General features: G+C 65.0%; 14 protein-coding genes. 11 read left to right on the forward strand and 3 right to left on the reverse strand.

Going from position 1 to position 19,288, the window contains the following annotated elements; translation table 11 throughout:
* Window positions 1-316 precede the first annotated feature (316 nt).
* The 11 genes from acnB to cobA all read left to right on the forward strand — a co-directional run bounded on the left by acnB (window position 317) and on the right by cobA (window position 16,561).
* Window positions 317-2,926 (forward strand): bifunctional aconitate hydratase 2/2-methylisocitrate dehydratase, encoded by a 2,610-nt coding sequence (gene acnB, locus A6723_RS16125; protein ID WP_054907738.1) that lies wholly within the window; start codon window positions 317-319, stop codon window positions 2,924-2,926.
* 407 nt (window positions 2,927-3,333) lie between these two features.
* On the forward strand, window positions 3,334-4,536 hold the full coding sequence (locus A6723_RS16130) for a CmpA/NrtA family ABC transporter substrate-binding protein (protein WP_054907758.1): 1,203 nt from the start codon (window positions 3,334-3,336) through the stop codon (window positions 4,534-4,536).
* A gap of 2 nt (window positions 4,537-4,538) precedes the next feature.
* Window positions 4,539-5,117, forward strand: coding sequence for an ANTAR domain-containing response regulator (locus tag A6723_RS16135; RefSeq protein ID WP_054907739.1), 579 nt, complete (start codon window positions 4,539-4,541; stop codon window positions 5,115-5,117).
* A gap of 238 nt (window positions 5,118-5,355) precedes the next feature.
* Window positions 5,356-6,048 (forward strand): polysaccharide lyase family 7 protein, encoded by a 693-nt coding sequence (locus A6723_RS16140; RefSeq protein ID WP_054907740.1) that lies wholly within the window; start codon window positions 5,356-5,358, stop codon window positions 6,046-6,048.
* A 98-nt stretch (window positions 6,049-6,146) separates the two neighbouring features.
* A complete protein-coding gene (locus A6723_RS16145; RefSeq protein WP_024765720.1) occupies window positions 6,147-6,575 on the forward strand; it encodes a thioesterase family protein in 429 nt (142 codons plus the stop codon).
* Between the two features lie 319 nt (window positions 6,576-6,894).
* The gene (locus A6723_RS16150; protein WP_054907741.1) at window positions 6,895-8,106 is read left to right on the forward strand and encodes a NarK/NasA family nitrate transporter; all 1,212 of its coding nucleotides are present in this window, start codon (window positions 6,895-6,897) and stop codon (window positions 8,104-8,106) included.
* A 152-nt stretch (window positions 8,107-8,258) separates the two neighbouring features.
* A complete protein-coding gene (locus A6723_RS16155) occupies window positions 8,259-9,929 on the forward strand; it encodes a bifunctional protein-serine/threonine kinase/phosphatase (RefSeq protein ID WP_054907742.1) in 1,671 nt (556 codons plus the stop codon).
* A gap of 272 nt (window positions 9,930-10,201) precedes the next feature.
* A complete protein-coding gene (nirB, locus tag A6723_RS16160; RefSeq protein ID WP_054907743.1) occupies window positions 10,202-12,652 on the forward strand; it encodes a nitrite reductase large subunit NirB in 2,451 nt (816 codons plus the stop codon).
* Window positions 12,653-12,707: 55 nt separating this feature from the next.
* Window positions 12,708-13,037, forward strand: a complete 330-nt coding sequence (nirD, locus tag A6723_RS16165; protein ID WP_054907744.1) for a nitrite reductase small subunit NirD — start codon at window positions 12,708-12,710, stop codon at window positions 13,035-13,037.
* Between the two features lie 35 nt (window positions 13,038-13,072).
* Complete coding sequence (locus tag A6723_RS16170; RefSeq protein WP_054907745.1) at window positions 13,073-15,787, forward strand: nitrate reductase; 2,715 nt, start codon at window positions 13,073-13,075, stop codon at window positions 15,785-15,787.
* Between the two features lie 36 nt (window positions 15,788-15,823).
* Window positions 15,824-16,561 (forward strand): uroporphyrinogen-III C-methyltransferase, encoded by a 738-nt coding sequence (gene cobA / locus A6723_RS16175; protein WP_054907746.1) that lies wholly within the window; start codon window positions 15,824-15,826, stop codon window positions 16,559-16,561.
* Between the two features lie 67 nt (window positions 16,562-16,628).
* On the opposite strand, the gene A6723_RS16180 is transcribed toward cobA, so the two are convergent.
* The 3 genes from A6723_RS16180 to A6723_RS16190 all read right to left on the reverse strand — a co-directional run bounded on the left by A6723_RS16180 (window position 16,629) and on the right by A6723_RS16190 (window position 19,287).
* Window positions 16,629-17,690 carry an OmpA family protein gene (locus A6723_RS16180; RefSeq protein ID WP_054907747.1) on the reverse strand — a complete coding sequence of 354 codons (1,062 nt, stop codon included), beginning with the start codon at window positions 17,688-17,690 and terminating at the stop codon, window positions 16,629-16,631.
* Window positions 17,691-17,798: 108 nt separating this feature from the next.
* A complete protein-coding gene (gene sigX / locus A6723_RS16185) occupies window positions 17,799-18,389 on the reverse strand; it encodes an RNA polymerase sigma factor SigX (protein WP_024765715.1) in 591 nt (196 codons plus the stop codon).
* 73 nt (window positions 18,390-18,462) lie between these two features.
* Window positions 18,463-19,287, reverse strand: coding sequence for a mechanosensitive ion channel domain-containing protein (locus A6723_RS16190; protein ID WP_024765714.1), 825 nt, complete (start codon window positions 19,285-19,287; stop codon window positions 18,463-18,465).
* Window position 19,288 lies beyond the last annotated feature (1 nt).

Consider the following 19,288-nt stretch of genomic DNA (forward strand, 5'->3'; position numbering starts at 1 on the left):
CCACGCAAATCGGCTTACCAAGGCCCATTAATTCCATTAGAATGGCTGCGCCTTTTTGGCGTCATTGTCCGAAAGAAGCTGTTTTCAAAGCGTCACGAAGCACAGATTCCGGCAGCCGCGCGGTCTGGGCGCCTCCCTCAAGCGCCCAGTCCCTCACGTCCCAGGCCCCACCGGCGTAAAACTTTGAAAACAGCTTCTGCCCGGAGATCGCCGGTGCCGTCGTAGGTCAGTGGATTACCGTCCACCATGCCTGACGAATGGATCGGAGGGGTCTCCTGGATACGCGTCCTCCGGGACCACTGATGAGGGAAATACTGTGCTTGAAGCCTATCGCAAACACGTAGAAGAGCGTGCCGCCCAGGGCGTCGTGCCCCAGCCGCTGAACGCCGAACAGACCGCAGGTCTGGTCGAACTCCTGAAGAACCCGCCGGCCGGCGAAGAAGAATTTCTCCTCGACCTGATCACCAACCGCGTACCGCCGGGCGTGGACGAAGCCGCCTACGTCAAGGCCGGTTTCCTGTCCGCCGTTGCCAAGGGTGAAGCCACTTCCCCGCTGCTGGACAAAGCCCGCGCCCTCGAGCTGCTGGGCACCATGCAGGGCGGCTACAACATCGCCACCATGGTCGAGCTGCTGGACAACGCCGAGCTGGCCGAAGTCGCCGCCGCGCAACTGAAGCACACCCTGCTGATGTTCGACGCCTTCCACGACGTCGCCGAGCGCGCCAAGAAAGGCAACGCTGCCGCCAAGGCCGTGCTGCAATCCTGGGCCGATGGCGAGTGGTTCAAGGCCCGTCCGGCTGTCGCCGAGAAGCTGACCCTGACCGTGTTCAAGGTCCCCGGCGAAACCAACACCGACGACCTGTCCCCCGCTCCGGACGCCTGGTCGCGCCCCGACATCCCGCTGCACGCCCTGGCCATGCTGAAAATGGCCCGCGACGGCATCGAGCCGGTCCAGCCGGGCTCCGTCGGTCCGCTGAAGCAGATCGAAGCCGTGAAGGCCAAGGGCTTCCCGGTCGCCTACGTCGGTGACGTGGTCGGCACCGGTTCGTCCCGCAAGTCCGCCACCAACTCGGTGCTGTGGTTCTTCGGCGACGACATCCCCTACGTTCCGAACAAGCGCGCTGGCGGCTTCTGCTTCGGCACCAAGATCGCCCCGATCTTCTACAACACCATGGAAGACGCCGGCGCCCTGCCGATCGAGTTCGACTGCACCAACCTGGCCATGGGCGACGTCATCGACGTGTACCCGTACGAAGGCAAGGTCGTGCGTCATGACAGCGGCGAAGTGGTCACCACCTTCGAGCTGAAGACCCCGGTTCTGCTGGACGAAGTCCGCGCCGGCGGCCGTATCCCGCTGATCGTTGGCCGTGGCCTGACCGAGAAGGCCCGTGCCGAGCTGGGCCTGGCTCCGTCCGACCTGTTCAAGAAGCCGGAAGCTCCGGTGGACAGCGGCAAGGGCTTCACCCTCGCCCAGAAGATGGTTGGCCGCGCCTGCGGTCTGGCCGAAGGCCAGGGCGTACGTCCGGGCACCTACTGCGAACCGAAGATGACCACCGTCGGTTCCCAGGACACCACCGGCCCGATGACCCGCGACGAGCTGAAAGACCTGGCTTGCCTGGGCTTCTCCGCCGACCTGGTGATGCAGTCCTTCTGCCACACCGCTGCTTATCCGAAGCCGATCGACGTCAAGACCCACCACACCCTGCCGGACTTCATCATGACCCGCGGCGGTGTCTCCCTGCGTCCGGGCGACGGCATCATCCACAGCTGGCTGAACCGCATGCTGCTGCCTGACACCGTCGGCACCGGCGGCGACTCGCACACCCGCTTCCCGATCGGCATCAGCTTCCCGGCCGGTTCCGGCCTGGTGGCCTTCGCCGCTGCCACCGGCGTCATGCCGCTGGACATGCCCGAATCGGTTCTGGTGCGCTTCAAGGGCCAGCTGCAACCGGGCATCACCCTGCGTGACCTGGTCCATGCGATCCCCTACTACGCGATCCAGGCCGGCCTGCTGACCGTCGAGAAGAAGGGCAAGAAGAACATCTTCTCCGGCCGCATCCTCGAGATCGAAGGTCTGAACGACCTGACCGTCGAGCAAGCCTTCGAGCTGTCCGACGCCTCCGCCGAGCGTTCGGCTGCCGGTTGCACCATCAAGCTGCCGGAAGAGGCCATCGCCGAGTACCTGAAGTCCAACATCACCCTGCTGCGCTGGATGATCGGCGAAGGCTACGGCGACGCCCGCACCCTGGAGCGCCGCGCGCAAGCGATGGAAGCCTGGCTGGCCAACCCGCAACTGCTGGAAGCCGACAAGGACGCCGAGTACGCCGCGGTTATCGAGATCGACCTGGCCGACGTCAAGGAGCCGGTACTCTGCGCTCCGAACGACCCGGACGACGCTCGCCTGCTGTCCAGCGTCGAAGGCCGCAAGATCGATGAAGTCTTCATCGGCTCCTGCATGACCAACATCGGTCACTTCCGCGCTGCCGGCAAACTGCTGGACAAGGTCAAGGGTGGCATTCCGACCCGTCTGTGGCTGGCTCCGCCGACCAAGATGGACGCCCACCAGCTGACCGAGGAAGGCTACTACGGCATCTACGGCAAGGCTGGCGCGCGCATGGAAATGCCGGGCTGCTCGCTGTGCATGGGTAACCAGGCTCGCGTACAGACCGGTTCGACCGTGGTCTCCACTTCGACCCGTAACTTCCCGAACCGTCTGGGCGATGCCACCGACGTGTTCCTGGCATCCGCCGAGCTGGCCGCTGTCGCTTCGATCATCGGCAAGCTGCCGACCGTCGAGGAGTACATGGCCTATGCGAAGGACATCGACAGCATGTCTGCCGATATCTACCGCTACCTGAGCTTCGACCAGATCGCCGAGTTCCGCGAAGCTGCAGCCAACGCGAAGATCCCGGCCGTTCAGGTCTAAGTGATCCCAGCGTGACGAAAAGCCCCGCCTGAGTGCGGGGCTTTTCTTTTGCAGGATGCGAAATAGACGCCTGCAGCCCTACCCTAACGATGGGCCTAATACTTATTGACCGGTTGCGCCCCGGGCCTCGAGGTCTAAGGTGGACAACAGGCTCCTGCCGATTTCCGTGCCCAGGTGCCCTTGTGGAACCCTCCAGAGGTGCGCTCCCTTCCTCTGCGCCCCGCTCTCCATGGCGGGGCTTCTTTTTTCTGCCGCTTCCCTGGCACAGCCCTTGCTCCGCTTTCACAAACGGTGATCCAACGGCGGGTCGCCCTCTGACAATGGCGTCGCTGCCACCGCCCCTCGAAGGCCGGTGGAGCGGCGCCTTTTTGTATTGAGCGTGCATGAGCGCGCGTTCAGAGGTGGAGATGATCGACAGTACCAGCGCACTGCCGGGCAACCTGGCCTGGGTAGCCGGCTCCGATGCCCCGGAGAAGGCCGCGCTCAACCTGGGCTTCATGGCCCTCACCGATTCCGCCTCCCTGGTGGTGGCCGCGACCCAGGGCTTCGGCCAGCCTTATGGCCTGACCTTGAACCTGCAACGCCAAAGCTCCTGGGCCGGCCTGCGCGACCGTCTGCTGAGCGGCGCGCTCGATGCGGCGCAAAGCCTCTACGGCCTGATCTACGACCTGCAACTGGGCCTGGGCGGCGCCCCGGCCACAGACATGGCCGTGCTCTTGGGCCTATGCCAGAACGGCCAGTCGATCAACCTTTCCGCCCCCTTGATGCGCGACGGCGTGACCTCTGCTGAAGCACTGCAAAGCCATGTGCGCCAGAACGGTGCGCAACTCACCCTCGCCCACACCTTCCCCACGGGCACGCACGCGATGTGGCTCTACTACTGGCTGGCCGCCCACGGCATTCATCCGCTGCAGGACGTGCGCAGCCTGGTGGTGCCGCCAGCGCAGATGGTCGAGCACCTCAGGGCCGGGCGCATCGACGGCTTCTGCGCCGGTGGCCCCTGGGGCGCGCTGGCCGTGGACGAAGGCATGGGTTTCACCCTCGCCACCAGCCAGCAGATCTGGCCCGACCACCCGGAAAAGGTCCTGGGCACCACTCGAGCCTTCGTCGAGCAATACCCCAACACCGCCCGCGCGCTGGTCATGAGCCTGCTCGATGCCAGCCGCTTCATCGAAGCCAGTGAAGACAACCTGCGCAGCGCCGCCCAGTTGATCAGCAGCGAGGACTACATCGACGCCCCGCTCGCCAGCATCGAACCGCGCCTGCTCGGCCGCTACCAGGACGGCCTAGGTCACGCCTGGCAGGACGCACACCCGCTGCGCTTCTTCAACGACGGGCAGGCGAACGTCCCCTGGCTCTCCGACGGACTGTGGTTCATGACCCAGTTCCGCCGCTGGGGCCTGCTGCGCGAGGACGTCGACTACCTCGGCATCGCTCGTCAGGTCCAACAGTTCGCGCTGTACCGCGAAGCCGCCAGCGCCGTCGGTGTCAGCGTGCCGGACAGCGAAATGCGCACCTCTACGCTGATCGATGGCCGCCTCTGGGGCGGTAACGATCCGGCCGGCTATGCCCGCAGCTTCGAGCTGAATGCCCTGGCGGAACGAGGTTGAGCATGCTGCGCGTTCTGCTGATCAACGACACCCCGAAGAAGGTCGGGCGCCTCAAGGCTGCCCTGGTGGAGTGCGGCTTCGAGGTGATCGACGAATCCGGCCTCACGGTCGACCTCGCGCAGCGGGTGGAAGCCCTGCGCCCCGATGTGATCCTCATCGACACCGAATCTCCCGGCCGCGACGTGATGGAGCAGGTGGTGCTGGTCAGCCGCGACCAGCCGCGCCCCATCGTCATGTTCACCGACGAGCACGACCCGCAGGTGATGCGCCAGGCCATCCGCTCCGGGGTCAGTGCCTACATAGTCGAGGGCATCCAGGCCCAGCGCCTGCGGCCGATCCTCGACGTCGCCATGGCCCGTTTCGAGAGCGACCAGGCCCTGCGCGCCCAGCTGCAGGCACGCGAGCAGCAGTTGGCCGAACGCAAGCGAATCGAGCTCGCAAAGGGTCTGCTGATGAAGATGAAAGGCTGCGCCGAGGAAGAGGCCTACACCCTGATGCGCCGCCAGGCCATGGGCCGCCAGCAGAAACTGTCGCAGGTGGCGGAACAGATCATCGCGATGCACGAAATGCTCGGCCACTAACATCAAAGAGACAGGACCGGCCAACTGCCAGCGGCGGCAAGGCGCGATCATTTCGCCAGCCGCCAAGCTGGCCCCTGCCCTCCCGGCAACGTCCTATGCTGCGCCCGCCCGGCTTCAAGGCCGGGCCCCCGGAGCGTCATCGGCAGGGTTCGATGGCGCATCGCAGTGGCCGCCGCCGGCTAGGCACCTCGGCGCCCACCCGACCTCGCCGCACGCGCGGCTCAGCAAGGGCAAGCCCATGATCGACCTCAGCACCTGGAACCTCAGCGTTCCCACCGACCCACGCCCCACCGAAGTCACCACCGAGCAGATCGCCAGGGGCTACCAGAGCCGCTATTTCAAGAGAGACGGCAGCCAGCTGGTGTTCTGGGTGCCCGTCACCGGCTCGCACACCTCCGACAGCGTCTATCCCCGCAGTGAACTACGCGAGACAACCACCGCCGGCGAAGTCGCCAACTGGTACTACAACCAGGGCGACAACGAGCTGCGCGTGACCATGAGCGTCCAGCAGGTGCCATCGAAGAACAAGATCATCATCGGCCAGATCCACAGCCGCTCGCCCTATACCGGTGATGGCGAGCCACTGGTCAAGCTGCAGTACCACTATCTGCCAACCCTGGAGAGCGGGCGCCTCGAAGCCCTGGTGCGCAACCACCCCGACGACAGGGCCAGCATCAATGTCCCGCTGATCGACAACATCGCACTGGATCAGACCTTCAACTACAGCCTGCGCGTCACCTCGGTGGGCAACCTGGCCATTCGCGTGGAAACCTCCGACGGCCGCGCCAACTACTACCGCAAGATCCTCAGCACCACCTGGTCCAAGCAACTGCTCTACTTCAAGGCCGGGGCCTATATCAACGACAACTACGGCAACAGCGGCGAAGGTGCGCGGGTGACCGTCTTCCACCTGAACATGGCACATCGCTGACCAGCCATTCAGTGGCCTGATGAGGCGCGGGAGCGGCGGACTGCGCGTAGAATGCGCGGCACATCCGCACTACCCGCCGCCTTGTCACCGAGATCGCCATGGCCCGCCTGAAACTGGAATTCCCCGAAGAACTGTTCATCTACAGCACCAAGCTCACCGTTCGCGTCACCGACATCAACGGCGCCAACCACCTGGGCAACGACTCGATGATCTCGATGATCTCCGAGGCCCGCGCGCGCTTCCTGTTCGACTACGGCATCCGCGAGACCGGCATCATCGTCACCGACCTCGCCACCACCTACCGCGCCGAAGCCCACGCCCGCGACCAGCTGCTGTTCGAGGTCGGCGTCATGGACTTCAACAAGTACGGCGGCGACATCATCTTCCGCATCACCCGCCCGGCCGACGGCACCCTGGTGGCGATGGCCAAGTCCGGCTTCGTATTCTTCGACTACAAGATCGGCAAGGTCGTGGAGATACCGACGGCATTCCGCGACACCTTTCCCAACGTCAACTGGATCGCCTGACGCTCCAGCAGGGCGCGCGCCATCCATCGGAGCGCCCCACGTTGGATCATTACTGATCCCACCTCACCCGGCATCGCCCTGATCCGCCGCGGTTCTGTCACCTTGGCCCGCACCTTGCTCAGTAAAGGGCGGCGGTAGTCAACGGCGATTACCCAACCTACGACAAAGGCGTCGCATCCACACCCGCAGCTTGCGGTGGGTGGAGCGACGCCTTTTTCGTTTGCCCCGGCGCAGGGGCTCAGCAGGACCTTTCCCGAGCCCGGCGGCTGCCACGAGTGCGCCTGACCGGAGCCCTCAACCGTTGCTGATGAGGTGTTCGATGAACACGAGTTTCTGGAAAGCCGGCCATGCGCCGACCCTCTTCGCCGCCTTCCTGTATTTCGACCTGAGCTTCATGGTCTGGTACGTCCTCGGCCCGCTGGCCGTGCAGATCGCCACCGACCTGCAACTGACCACCCAACAGCGCGCGCTGATGGTCGCCACGCCTATCCTCTCCGGCGCCATCCTGCGCTTCCTGATGGGCCTGCTGGCCGATCGCTGGTCACCCAAGGCCGCGGGCATCCTCGGTCAAGTAATCGTCATCTGCGCGCTGTTCGGCGCCTGGCAGCTGGGCATCCACAGCCTGGAGCAGGCGATGATCCTCGGCGTGCTGCTGGGCATGGCCGGCGCCTCGTTCGCCGTGGCGCTGCCACTGGCCTCGCAGTGGTATCCGCCGCAGCACCAGGGCAAGGCCATGGGCATCGCCGGCGCGGGCAACTCCGGTACCGTGCTCACCGCGCTGTTCGCCCCGGCCATCGCTGCCGCCTTCGGCTGGCAGAACGTCTTCGGCTTCGCGCTGATCCCGCTGCTGGCCACCCTGCTGGTGTTCGCCCTGCTCGCCCGCAACGCTCCGGAGCGGCCGCCGGTCAAGTCCCTGGCGGATTACCTGAAGGCCCTGGGCGACCGTGACAGCTGGTGGTTCATGTTCTTCTACAGCGTGACCTTCGGCGGCTTCCTCGGCCTGGCCAGCACCCTGCCCGGTTACTTCCACGACCAGTACGGCCTCGACCCGGTGACGGCCGGCTACTACACCGCCGCCTGCGTCTTCGCCGGCAGCCTGATGCGCCCGTTGGGCGGTGCCCTGGCCGACCGCATCGGCGGCATCCGCAGCCTGCTGGTGATGTACACCGTCGCCGCGATCTGCATCGCCGCCGTAGGTTTCCACCTGCCCAGCGCGGTGGCCGCGCTCAGCCTCTTCGTGGCCGCCATGCTCAGCCTCGGCGCGGGCAACGGAGCGGTGTTCCAACTGGTGCCGCAACGCTTCCGCCAGACCATCGGCGTGATGACGGGCCTGATCGGCATGGCCGGCGGCATCGGCGGCTTCTGCCTGACGGCCGGCCTGGGTGCGATCAAACAGGCCACCGGTGACTACCAGATCGGCCTCTGGCTGTTTGCCAGCCTCGGCGTACTGGCCTGGTTCGGCCTGCACGCCGTGAAGGCCCGCTGGCGTACCACCTGGGGCAGCGCGGCCGTTACCGCCGCGCGGGTCTGAACGATGCGCCCTTGTAGGAGCGAGCTTGCTCGCGAACCGCTTAACGCCCGAGTCGCCGGGAAATCCGTTCGCGAGGCCGATTTTGTTCCCGACAACATTCGGCATTCCCCACATCCCTGTGGGTCACAAGCTCGCTCCTACAGGTGTCGGCGATGACTTTGCTGATTTCCTTCGCCCAGGCCAGCGCCACCGGCCCGCGCGCCGAGAACCAGGACGCCCTGCGAGTGGTCACCCCGCCCGCCGGGCTGGCCGCCAGCAAGGGGCACCTGTTCGCCATCGCCGACGGCGTCAGCCACTGCGCCGACGGCGGCCTGGCCGCGCGCCTAACGCTGCAGGCGCTGGCCGCCGATTACTACGCGACTCCCGAGACCTGGGCCGTCGCCCAGGCTCTCGACCGCCTGCTGATCTCGCAGAACCGCTGGCTGCAGGCCAACGGCGGCGGCCAGCCGCTGCTCACCACCCTCACTGCGCTGGTCCTGCGCGGCCGGCGATTCACCCTTGCCCACGTCGGCGATTGCCGCCTGTACCGCTGGCACGCAGGCGTTCTGGATTGCCTGACCCAGGATCATGTCTGGGAACAGCCCGGCATGCAGCACGTGCTCAAGCGCGCGCTGGGCCTCGACCAGCACCTGGTGGTGGACTACTGCGACGGCGAACTGGAAGCCGGGCAATGCTTCCTGCTGGTCAGCGACGGCATCTGGGCCGCCCTGGGTGACAGGGTCATCCAGCGCCTGCTGGAGGACGCACAGAGCCTGCAAGCCTGCGTCGACGCACTGGTCAGCGCCGCCCACCTGGCCGGCAGCCAGGACAACGCCAGCGCCCTGCTGCTGCAGGTAGACGAACTGCCGCCCGCGAGCCTCGGCGACGCCCTTGCCCAACTCGTCCACTGGCCCGCAGCGCCAGCACTGAGGGACGAACAGGAGTTCGAGGGCTGGCAGGTCGAAGGCAAGCTGGCCCAGTCCCGCCAGTCGCTGATCTACCGCGTGCGCGACCGGCAGAATCGTCCCTGGCTGCTCAAAACCTTGCCGCCAGCACTGCGCGATTCTCCGGAAGCCGCCCAGTCGCTGCTGCTGGAGGAATGGTTCCTGCGTCGCGTGCAAGGCCGCTACTTCCCCGAACTGCACAGCCTGCCGCAGCGCCAGCACCTCTATTACGTGATGCGTGAGTACCCGGGGCAGACGCTGGACGAGCAGCTGAAACTCAACGGCCCGCTGAACCTGCCCGACTGGCTCGACCTCGCCCAGCGCCTGCTACGTGGCCTGGGCCAACTGCACAGGCGCAACATCCTGCACCGCGACATCAAGCCGGAAAACCTGCATTGGGCCGACGACGGCGAACTGCGCCTGCTGGACTTTGGCCTCGCCTACTGCCCCGGATTGTCACAGGAAGACCCGCACGACCTGCCCGGCACCCCGAGCTACCTGGCGCCGGAATCCTTCCAGGGCGCGCCGCCGGATGCGCGCCAGGACCTCTACGCCGCCGGTGTCACGCTGTATCGACTGCTCTGCGGCCAATACCCCTATGGCGAGATTGAAGCCTTCCAGCATCCTCGTTTCGGCACGCCCGCACCGGCCAGCCGCTATCGCCCGGACGTACCGGCCTGGCTCGACGACTGGCTGGCAAAGCTGATCGCCGCCCAGCCGCAACAGCGCTTTGAAACCGCCGAGGAATGCCTGCTCGCCCTGGAGCAAGGCGAACGGCAGGCACCGGCGCGCCCGCGCCCCCTGCTGGAGCGCGAGCCGCTGAGGGTCTGGCGCGGCGTTGCCCTCACCTCACTGGCGATCAACCTGGGGCTGCTGCTCTGGTTGTTGCACCAGGGCTGAGGGCGCACCAGTTCGGCCCAGAACGCATCACCGCAGTGCAGCAAAAACGACGATTCGCCGGGCGATCTACCTGGAAGCCCCGGAAACCGGAGATCGAGCAAGTTGGCACAGCCCCTGCAATAACCGTTTCAACAATCTACAAAAGCGCGTCCCTCAACGAAGAGGCTCGCACTTCCCGATCGAACGGGACTTGGACAAAGGCGTCCTCGCTGGGTAACCGGCGGGACGCCTTTTTTGTTTTCCGTGATTTTTCCGTGACGCGGAGCCCTGACATGAAAAAGCTCAAGCTCGTACTGATCGGCAACGGCATGGCCGGCGTACGCACCCTCGAAGAACTGCTGAAGATCGCGCCCGACCTCTACGACATCACCGTGTTCGGCGCCGAGCCCCACCCCAACTACAACCGCATCTTGCTCTCCCCCGTGCTGGCCGGCGAGCAGGCCTTCGAGGACATCGTCCTCAACGACCTCAACTGGTACAGCGAGAACGGCATCCGCCTGCTGCTCAACCGCAAGGTCACCCGCATCGACCGCCATCGCCGCAAGGTGTACGCCGAAGATGGCACCGAGGCCGAGTACGACCGCCTGCTGATCGCCACCGGCTCCAACCCCTTCATCCTGCCGGTGCCGGGCAGCCGCCTGCAGGGCGTGATCGGCTACCGCGACATCGCCGACACCCAGACCATGATCGACACTGCCGGCACCCACAGCCACGCGGTGGTCATCGGCGGCGGCCTGCTCGGCCTGGAGGCGGCCAACGGCCTCAAGCAGCGCGGCATGGACGTCACCGTGGTGCACCTCTCCGACTGGCTGCTGGAGCGCCAGCTGGACCGCACCGCCGGCAAGCTGCTGCAGGAAGCGCTGGAGTCGCGCGGCATCCACTTCCGCCTGAACACCCATACCGAAGAGCTGATCGATGACGGCAGCGGCCGCGTCTGCGCTATCCGCTTCAAGGACGGCGAAGTGATCGCCGCCGACCTGGTAGTCATGGCCGCTGGCATCCGCCCCAACACCGAGCTGGCAGAAAAAACCGGGCTGCCCTGCAACCGCGGCATCCTGGTCAACGACACCCTGCAGACCTATGACCCGCGCATCTACGCCCTGGGCGAATGCGCCAGCCACCGCGGCATCGCCTACGGCCTGGTGGCGCCGCTGTTCGAGCAGGCCAAGGTCTGCGCCAACCACCTGGCCATGCTCGGCTTCGCCCGCTACCAGGGTTCGGTGACCTCCACCAAGCTCAAGGTCACCGGCATCGACCTGTTCTCCGCCGGCCAGTTCATGGGCGGCGAAGGCACCGAGACCATCACCCTCTCCGACCCTATCGGCGGCGTGTACAAGAAGCTGGTGATCAAGGACGACGTGCTGGTCGGCGCCTGCCTGTACGGCGACACCGCTGACGGTGGCTGGTACTTCCGGCAGATCCGCGAGAACCACAACGTCGCACAGATCCGCGACCACCTTATGTTCGGCGAGAGCAGCCTCGGCGACGTCGGCCACCAGGGCCAGAACAGCGCGGCAAACATGCCCGACACCGCCGAAGTCTGCGGCTGCAACGGCGTGTGCAAGGGCACCATCGTCAAGGCGATCCAGGAGAACGGCCTGTTCAGCGTCGACGAGGTGAAGAAGCACACCAAGGCCGCCAGTTCCTGCGGTTCCTGTGCGGGGCTGGTGGAGCAGATCCTGATCAGCACCGTGGGCGGCGCGGCGGACGTGAAGCCCAAGAGCGAGAAAGCCATCTGCGGCTGCAGCGACCTTAACCACGGCCAGGTGCGCCAGGCGATCCGCGAGCATCACCTGATCACCCTGGGCAGCGCCATGCGCTTCATGGACTGGCGCACCCCGGACGGCTGCGCCACCTGCCGTCCGGCACTCAACTACTACCTGATCTCCACCTGGCCGGGCGAGGCCAAGGACGATCCGCAGTCGCGCCTGATCAACGAGCGCGCCCACGCCAACATCCAGAAGGACGGCACCTATTCAGTCGTTCCGCGCATGTGGGGCGGCGTTACCAACGCCGCCGAGCTGCGCCGTATTGCCGACGTCGCCGACAAGTACCAGGTGCCCATGGTCAAGGTCACCGGCGGCCAGCGCATCGACCTGCTGGGCGTGAAGAAGGACGACCTCCCGGCCATCTGGAAGGAGCTGGACATGCCCTCCGGCCACGCCTACGGCAAATCCATCCGCACCGTGAAGACCTGCGTGGGCAGCGAGTTCTGCCGCTTCGGCACGCAGAATTCGACCCAGCTGGGCATCGATCTCGAGCACGACCTGTTCAACATGTGGTCGCCGCACAAGGTCAAGCTGGCGGTCTCCGGCTGCCCCCGCAACTGCGCCGAGGCCGGTATCAAGGACATCGGCATCATCGGCGTGGACTCGGGCTGGGAGCTGTACATCGGCGGCAACGGCGGGATCAAGACCGAGGTGGCGGAGTTCTTCGTCAAGCTCACGACCGCTGACGAAGTCCGCGAGTACAGCGGCGCCTTCCTGCAGCTCTACCGCGAGGAAGCCTTCTACCTCGAGCGCACCGTGCACTACCTGCAACGGGTCGGCATGCAGCGCATCAGGAAGGCCGTGCTCGACGACGCGGAGAACCGCCAGGCGCTCAATGCGCGGCTGCAATTCTCCCTGTCACTGGAACAGGACCCATGGCAGGAGCGCATCGCCCAGCAACCGCTGAAGAAGGAATTCGAACGGATTCCGCTCAAGCAGCTGGAACCCGCCTGAGTGCCCGCCGGGCCCCACCATCGGGGCCCTTACTACCGATTGCCGGAGACACCCCATGAACTGGTTCGACATCTGCGCCCTGGACGACATCAACCCGCTGGGCTCGCGCGTCATCGCCGGCCCCCAGGGCGACATCGCGATCTTCCGCACCTCTGACGACGAAGTCTTCGCCCTTGATGACCGCTGCCCGCACAAGGGCGGCCCGTTGTCCCAGGGCCTGATCTACGGCAAGCGCGTGGCCTGCCCCCTGCACAACTGGCAGATCGAGTTGGAAAGCGGTGAAGCCGTGGCTCCCGACCAGGGCTGCGCCCATCGCCACGAGGCGAAGGTCGAGGATGGCCGCGTGCTGCTAGCCCTGCGCGGCGACCTCGCCCACTGCGCGTGATTTCCCGTGCTTCTGATTCAGAGCGAGGCTGCGCCATGATCAACAACCGTCGCACCACCGCATCTACCTGCTGTTACTGCGGCGTAGGCTGCGGCGTACTGATCGAACACGACGACGAGCGCATCCTCGGCGTGCAGGGCGACCCGCAGCATCCAGCCAACTTCGGCCGCCTGTGCAGCAAAGGCTCGACCCTGCACCTCACGGGCGATGAAGATGCCCGCGCGCAGTTCCCCGAGCTGCGCCTGGGCAAGGGCCTGGCTCGTAGCCGAACAGACTGGGATACGGCGCTGGAGCATGCCGCTGGCGTCTTCGCCGAAACCATCCGCGAGTACGGGCCGGAGAGCGTGGCCTTCTATGTGTCCGGCCAGTTGCTCACCGAGGACTACTACGCCTTCAACAAGCTGGCTCGCGCGCTGGTCGGCACCAACAACATCGACAGCAATTCGCGCCTGTGCATGTCCTCGGCGGTGGTCGGCTACAAGCGCAGCCTGGGCGCAGACGCCCCGCCCTGCAGCTACGCGGACATCGAGCTGGCCGACTGCGTAATGATCGCCGGCAGCAACATGGCCTACGCCCACCCCGTGCTATTCCGCCGCCTGGAAGAGGCCCGCGCGCGACGCCCTGAGATGAAGCTGATCGTCATCGACCCGCGCGTCACCGACACCGCCGAGCAGGCCGACCTCCACCTGGCCATCCTGCCCGGCACCGACGTCGCGCTGTTCCACGGCATCCTGCACATCCTGCTCTGGGAAGGCTGGATCGACCGCAATTTCATCGACGCCCACACCGAAGGCCTGGAGGAGCTGAAAGCCCTGGTGCGCGACTACGGCCCGCTGGCCGTGGCGGAAATCTGCGGCATCAGCGTCGACGACCTGCAACGCGCCGCTCAGTGGATCGGCCAGGCACCATCCTTCCTGTCGCTCTGGTGCATGGGCCTCAACCAGTCCAGCGCCGGCAGCGCGAAGAACAGCGCCCTGATCAACCTGCACCTGGCTACCGGGCAGATCGGCCGCCCCGGCGCCGGCCCCTTCTCCCTCACCGGCCAGCCCAACGCCATGGGTGGCCGCGAGACCGGCAGCCTGTCCAACCTGCTGCCCGGCCACCGTGACGCCGCGAATGCCGAGCACCGAGCGGAAGTCGCCGCTTACTGGGGAGTCGAAAAGCTCCCGGAAAGTCCCGGCCTGAGCGCCATCGAACTCTTCGATGCGGTCCGTGACGGCCGCATCAAGGCCCTGTGGATCGCCTGCACCAACCCGGCCCAATCACTGCCGGACCAGACCCGCGTGCGCGAAGCCCTGGCCGCCTGCCCATTCGTCATCGTCCAGGAAGCCTTCACCACCAGCGAGACCTGCCAGTACGCAGACTTGCTGCTGCCGGCCGCCAGTTGGGGCGAGAAGGAAGGCACGGTGACCAACTCCGAGCGCCGCATCAGCCACGTGCGCCCGGCTGTTCCGGCCATTGGCGAGGCGCGGGCGGACTGGAATATCGTCTGCGATTTCGCCCGGCGCCTGGAGCAACACCTGCGTCCCGGCGAGCCCAGCCTGTTCGATTTCACATCACCGTCCGCGCTGTTCGACGAATACAAGCTGCTGACCCGTGGGCGCGACCTTGACCTCTCCGGCATCGACTACGCGCTGCTGGACACCCATGGTCCGCAGCAGTGGCCCCTCCGCCCCGGTACGCTACGCGGTACCGAGCGCCTGTATGGCGAAGGACAGTTCCCCACTGCCAATGGCCGCGCCAGGCTGATCGCCGAGCCCTATCGCGCACCGAAGGAAAAGCGCGATGCGCGCTATCCGCTGATCCTCAACACCGGCCGCTTGCGCGATCAATGGCACGGCATGACCCGCACCGGCACAGCGCCGCAACTGTTCGGCCACGTCGAAGAAGCCGTGCTCGGCCTGCACCCGGACGAACTGCGCCGCCGGCGCATCAGCGACGGCCAACTGGTCCGTCTGCACAGCCGCCGCGGTGAACTGGTGCTGCCAGTGCAGGCAGACGAGCGTTTGCGCCCCGGCCAGGCCTTCCTGCCTATGCACTGGGGCGACCGCTATCTCAAGGGGCTCGGCATCAACGTCCTGACCCTGCCTGCCGTGGACCCACTATCACGCCAACCCGAACTGAAGCACGCCACGGTCGAGGTCAGTCGCGTCGAATTGCCCTGGCAGTTCTTCGCCTTGGTGGAAGGCGAGGTGCAGAAGCGCTTCGATGCCTTGCGCGCTCTGTTCGAAGAACTGCGCTACGCCAGCTTCAGCCCCACCGGCCGCGAGAGACCGGCACTGGTGATCCGCGCTGCGCACGTCGAGGCGCCCAGCGCGGAGTGGTTGGCCCGCATCGATGCTCTGCTCGGTCTGGCCGATGGCCCGGTGATGGCGTATGACGACCCACGCCGCACCGTCGGCAAACGCGTGCGTATCGAACAATCACGAATTGTCTCGCTGCGCCTGGCCGGCGAAACCGCCGCTCGCGCCTGGCTGCGCGAACTCTGGAAGGAAGGCCGCGCCGACCAGGAACTGCGCCGCTGGCTGCTCGCCCCGCTCAGCGTCGCCCCCGGCAAAGCCGGCGCGGCGGCGGACAAGACATTGTGCAACTGCCTGAACGTCAGCCAGAGCCGCATACAAGCCGGCATCGACAAGGGCCTGGACCTGGAAGGCCTCAAATGCGAACTCAAGTGCGGGACTGCCTGCGGTTCCTGCGTACCGGAAATCAAGCGTCTGCTGGCCCGCAAGCCGCTCGCAGCAAGCGCCTGAACCATGCCGCGAAGACGGCAGCCTGAGGAGAACGACATGAGTGGAAAAGTCTGGCTGATCGGCGCCGGTCCGGGTGACCCCGAGTTGCTGACCCTGAAAGCCGTGCGCGCCATGGCTCAAGCCGAAATAGTACTGATCGACGATCTGGTGAATCCGGCGGTATTGGAACACTGCCCGTCGGCCCGGGTGATTGCCGTCGGCAAACGCGGCGGCTGCCGCTCTACACCGCAGGACTTCATCCAACGCCTGATGCTGCGCTACGCAAGCCAGGGGCGCCGCGTGGCGCGCCTGAAAGGCGGCGACCCGTGCATCTTCGGCCGTGGTGGCGAAGAGGCAGACTGGCTCAAGGCACGGGGAATCGAGTGCGAGCTGGTCAACGGCATCACCGCAGGACTGGCAGCCGCTACCCAATGCGGCATTTCCGTGACCCTGCGCGGCGTCAGCCGTGGAGTGACCCTGGTAACCGCCCACACTCAGGACGATAGCCCGTTGGATTGGCGAGCCCTGGCGGAAGGCAGGACAACCCTGGTGGTGTACATGGGCGTGGCGAAACTGGCTGAAATCCGCGACGGGCTGCTCGAAGGCGGCATGGCTGCCTGCACGCCGGTGGCGATGATCGAGAACGCTTCCCTGCCCGCCCATCGCGAATATCGCAGCCAGTTGGGCGACATGCTGGAAGACGCCCAGCACTTCGCCCTGAAGAGTCCGGCAATCCTGGTGGTCGGCGAAGTCGCAGCTGCTGCGCAGCAGGCAATACTGGCCTGTAGCGCCTGAGCCTTACTTTCCTGCAGGCAAAGAAAAACCCGGCCTAGGCCGGGTTTTTCTCAGGAGCTCGGACCGATTACTGCTTGGCCTGGGCTTCTACTTCGGCTTCTACGCGGCGGTTAACAGCGCGGCCTTCGGCAGTTGCGTTGTCAGCAACCGGACGGGACTCACCGTAACCAACAGCGTTTACGCGGCCGCCTTCAACACCGTACTCGTTTACCAGTACGTCACGAACGGCGTTAGCACGACGCTCGGACAGTTTCTGGTTGTAGGCGTCGGTGCCGACGGAGTCGGTGTGGCCTTCAACGGTGGTGGAGGTGGACGGGTACTGCTTCATGAAGTCAGCCAGGTTTTTGATGTCAGCGTAGCTGTTCTCTTTAACCTTGGACTTGTCGAAGTCGAACTTCACGTCCAGCTGAACGCGAACGACTTCAGCCACAGCCGGGCAGCCGTTGGCGTCAACGGTGACGTTGGCCGGGGTATTCGGGCACTTGTCGACGTTGTCGCAGACGCCGTCGTTGTCGGAGTCGGAGCAGACTTCAGCAACCGGCTCGGGAGCCGGGGCCGGCTTGGCGCCGCCACCGAAGTTCATACCAACGCCCAGGCCTGCCATCCACTCGCCCTGGTGACCGTTGTCACGCTTCTCCAGGCCGTACTGACCGTCGAGGCTGGCTTTGGCGTAGAAGTTCTCGGTGAAGTAGTACTTCAGACCGGTACCGACCATGGCCATGGTCAGGTTCTGACGGCCACCGTTGTCGGAGTTGATGTTGGTCAGGCTCTGGTGGCCAACGCCGGCGGAAACGTACGGACGCAGGTTGCCAGCACCCGGAGTGCCGAAGTGGTAGATGGCGTCCAGAGTGCTCAGGTTGCCATGGACCTTCTTGTTGCCGGTCTCGTAGGTGCCACGTACGTCGTGGTACTCACCGTAGGACAGAGCCAGCTCGACGTCGTCGGTCAGGAAGTAGCCGACCGAGCCGCCGTACAGGTCGGCGTTCTTCATGTTGCGGGTGCTGTCGGTGAAGTAGCGCTTGCCGAAGGCTTCGACTTCGACGGCGCCCTGGCCTTGAGCGAACGCGTTGACAGCGGCGGTGGCGATCAGCGAGCCAACTACGACGCCTAAGGTGTTCTTCAGTTTCATCCGTTAAATCCCCATCTTGGTGGTCAATAAGTTGTCCAACCATAGGCCGTACAACTTGGGTGGCAAGTTTATCAGAATTTCCCAAACAGAGAGACAATATTTCCCCGACTAAGATTCCGTCACATTGGAAAACTTTTCTCTCATTCGATCGAGTGCACGCTTGTAGCGCATTTTCGTGGCGCTAAGCCCCATGTGCATGATATCGGCGATCTCCTGGAACTCCAGTTCAGCTACAAATCGAAGGACTAGGATTTCCCGATCAATGGGATTGACATGAACTAGCCAGCGGTCTAGCCCACCCCGTTCTTCGACTTTCGGAGACTTCTCTTCAGATGCCTCCTCGACTGGATCCAGACTCAGCGCATCGAGCAATCTGCGTTTGCGCCGCTCCTTCCGATACTGGGTTATGCACTCGTTGTAAGTGATGCTGTACAGCCAGGTCTTGAACTTCGATTTGCCCTCGAAGTTCTTCAGACCATACAACACCTTGAGCATGACCTCTTGACACACATCATCGGCGTCCCGGTCGTTGCCCAGGTAGCGCGCACAGACGTTGAACAGCGTGCGCTGGTAGCGGCGCATCAGCTCTTCATAGGCCCGTGTCACGTGGTAAAGCTCCTCGTGAGAACGCTCCACCAGCTCCTCATCGGTGAGCTGGCGCGGGTCATAGCGCAAGGACAATGATTGCGGCTTGTTCAAGTCGGGTCGGGCCAGGTCAAGTCAGCGTCCGGCGCGGCTTTCGGTAAGCCGGACCGGCAATCGGTCATCATCTTCAGCGACTGGTCACACGCTGATCGAGCAGGATGCGGTTGGCGATCGACACCAGCTCACCCTCGTCTGTCAGCAGGATAGTCTTGATGGTACCAATTTCCTCGATGATGCCTTCGACATCCGCCACTTTCACCTGTTGTCCGACCTGATACAGCTCCCGCACGTAGATCCCCGCGATAATCTGCCCCGCCACTTCGCGACTGCCCAGGCCCAGCGCCAGCGCAGCGGCCAGACCGATGGTGATCAGCACGATGGCGATGATGTAGTTCAGCAGGTCGGTCTTCACCTCGAGCTGGCCGATGGCGACCGAGATGCTGATGATGATGACCAGCCACTGAGCGACACGACCCAAGCCGTTGGAATATTCGAGGCCGACGCCATCGGCAGCGCCACGCACAAGGCTGTTGGCCAGTTGAGCGAGCAGGATGCCGACGATCAGCACCAGTGCTGCGCCGAACACCTTGGGCAGGTACAGCGCGAGCATGTCCAGGGTCGCCGAGACACGCTGAAGGCCCAGGGACTCCGCGGCGGAGACGAGAAACACCAGCAGCACGAACCAGTAGATGATCTTGCCGATCAGGGTCGAAACCGGCACCTGGATCCCGGCGCGCGACAGCAGCTTGGTCAGGCCGGTACCCGCCATCAGGCGGTCGAGGCCGAGCTTGGCGAGCAACTTGGAAAGCAGCGCGTCCAGCAGCTTGGCGACGACGAAGCCGAGCAGCACGATTACCAGGGCGGCGAGGAGGTTCGGGATGAACCCGGCCAGCTTGCCCCACAGGGTGTTCATCGCGGTGAGCAGGCTTTGCGTCCAGATGTCGAATTGCATG

The sequence above is a fragment of the Pseudomonas sp. AU11447 genome (assembly GCF_001672555.2).
GTDB classification, from domain to species: Bacteria; Pseudomonadota; Gammaproteobacteria; order Pseudomonadales; family Pseudomonadaceae; genus Pseudomonas; species Pseudomonas nitroreducens.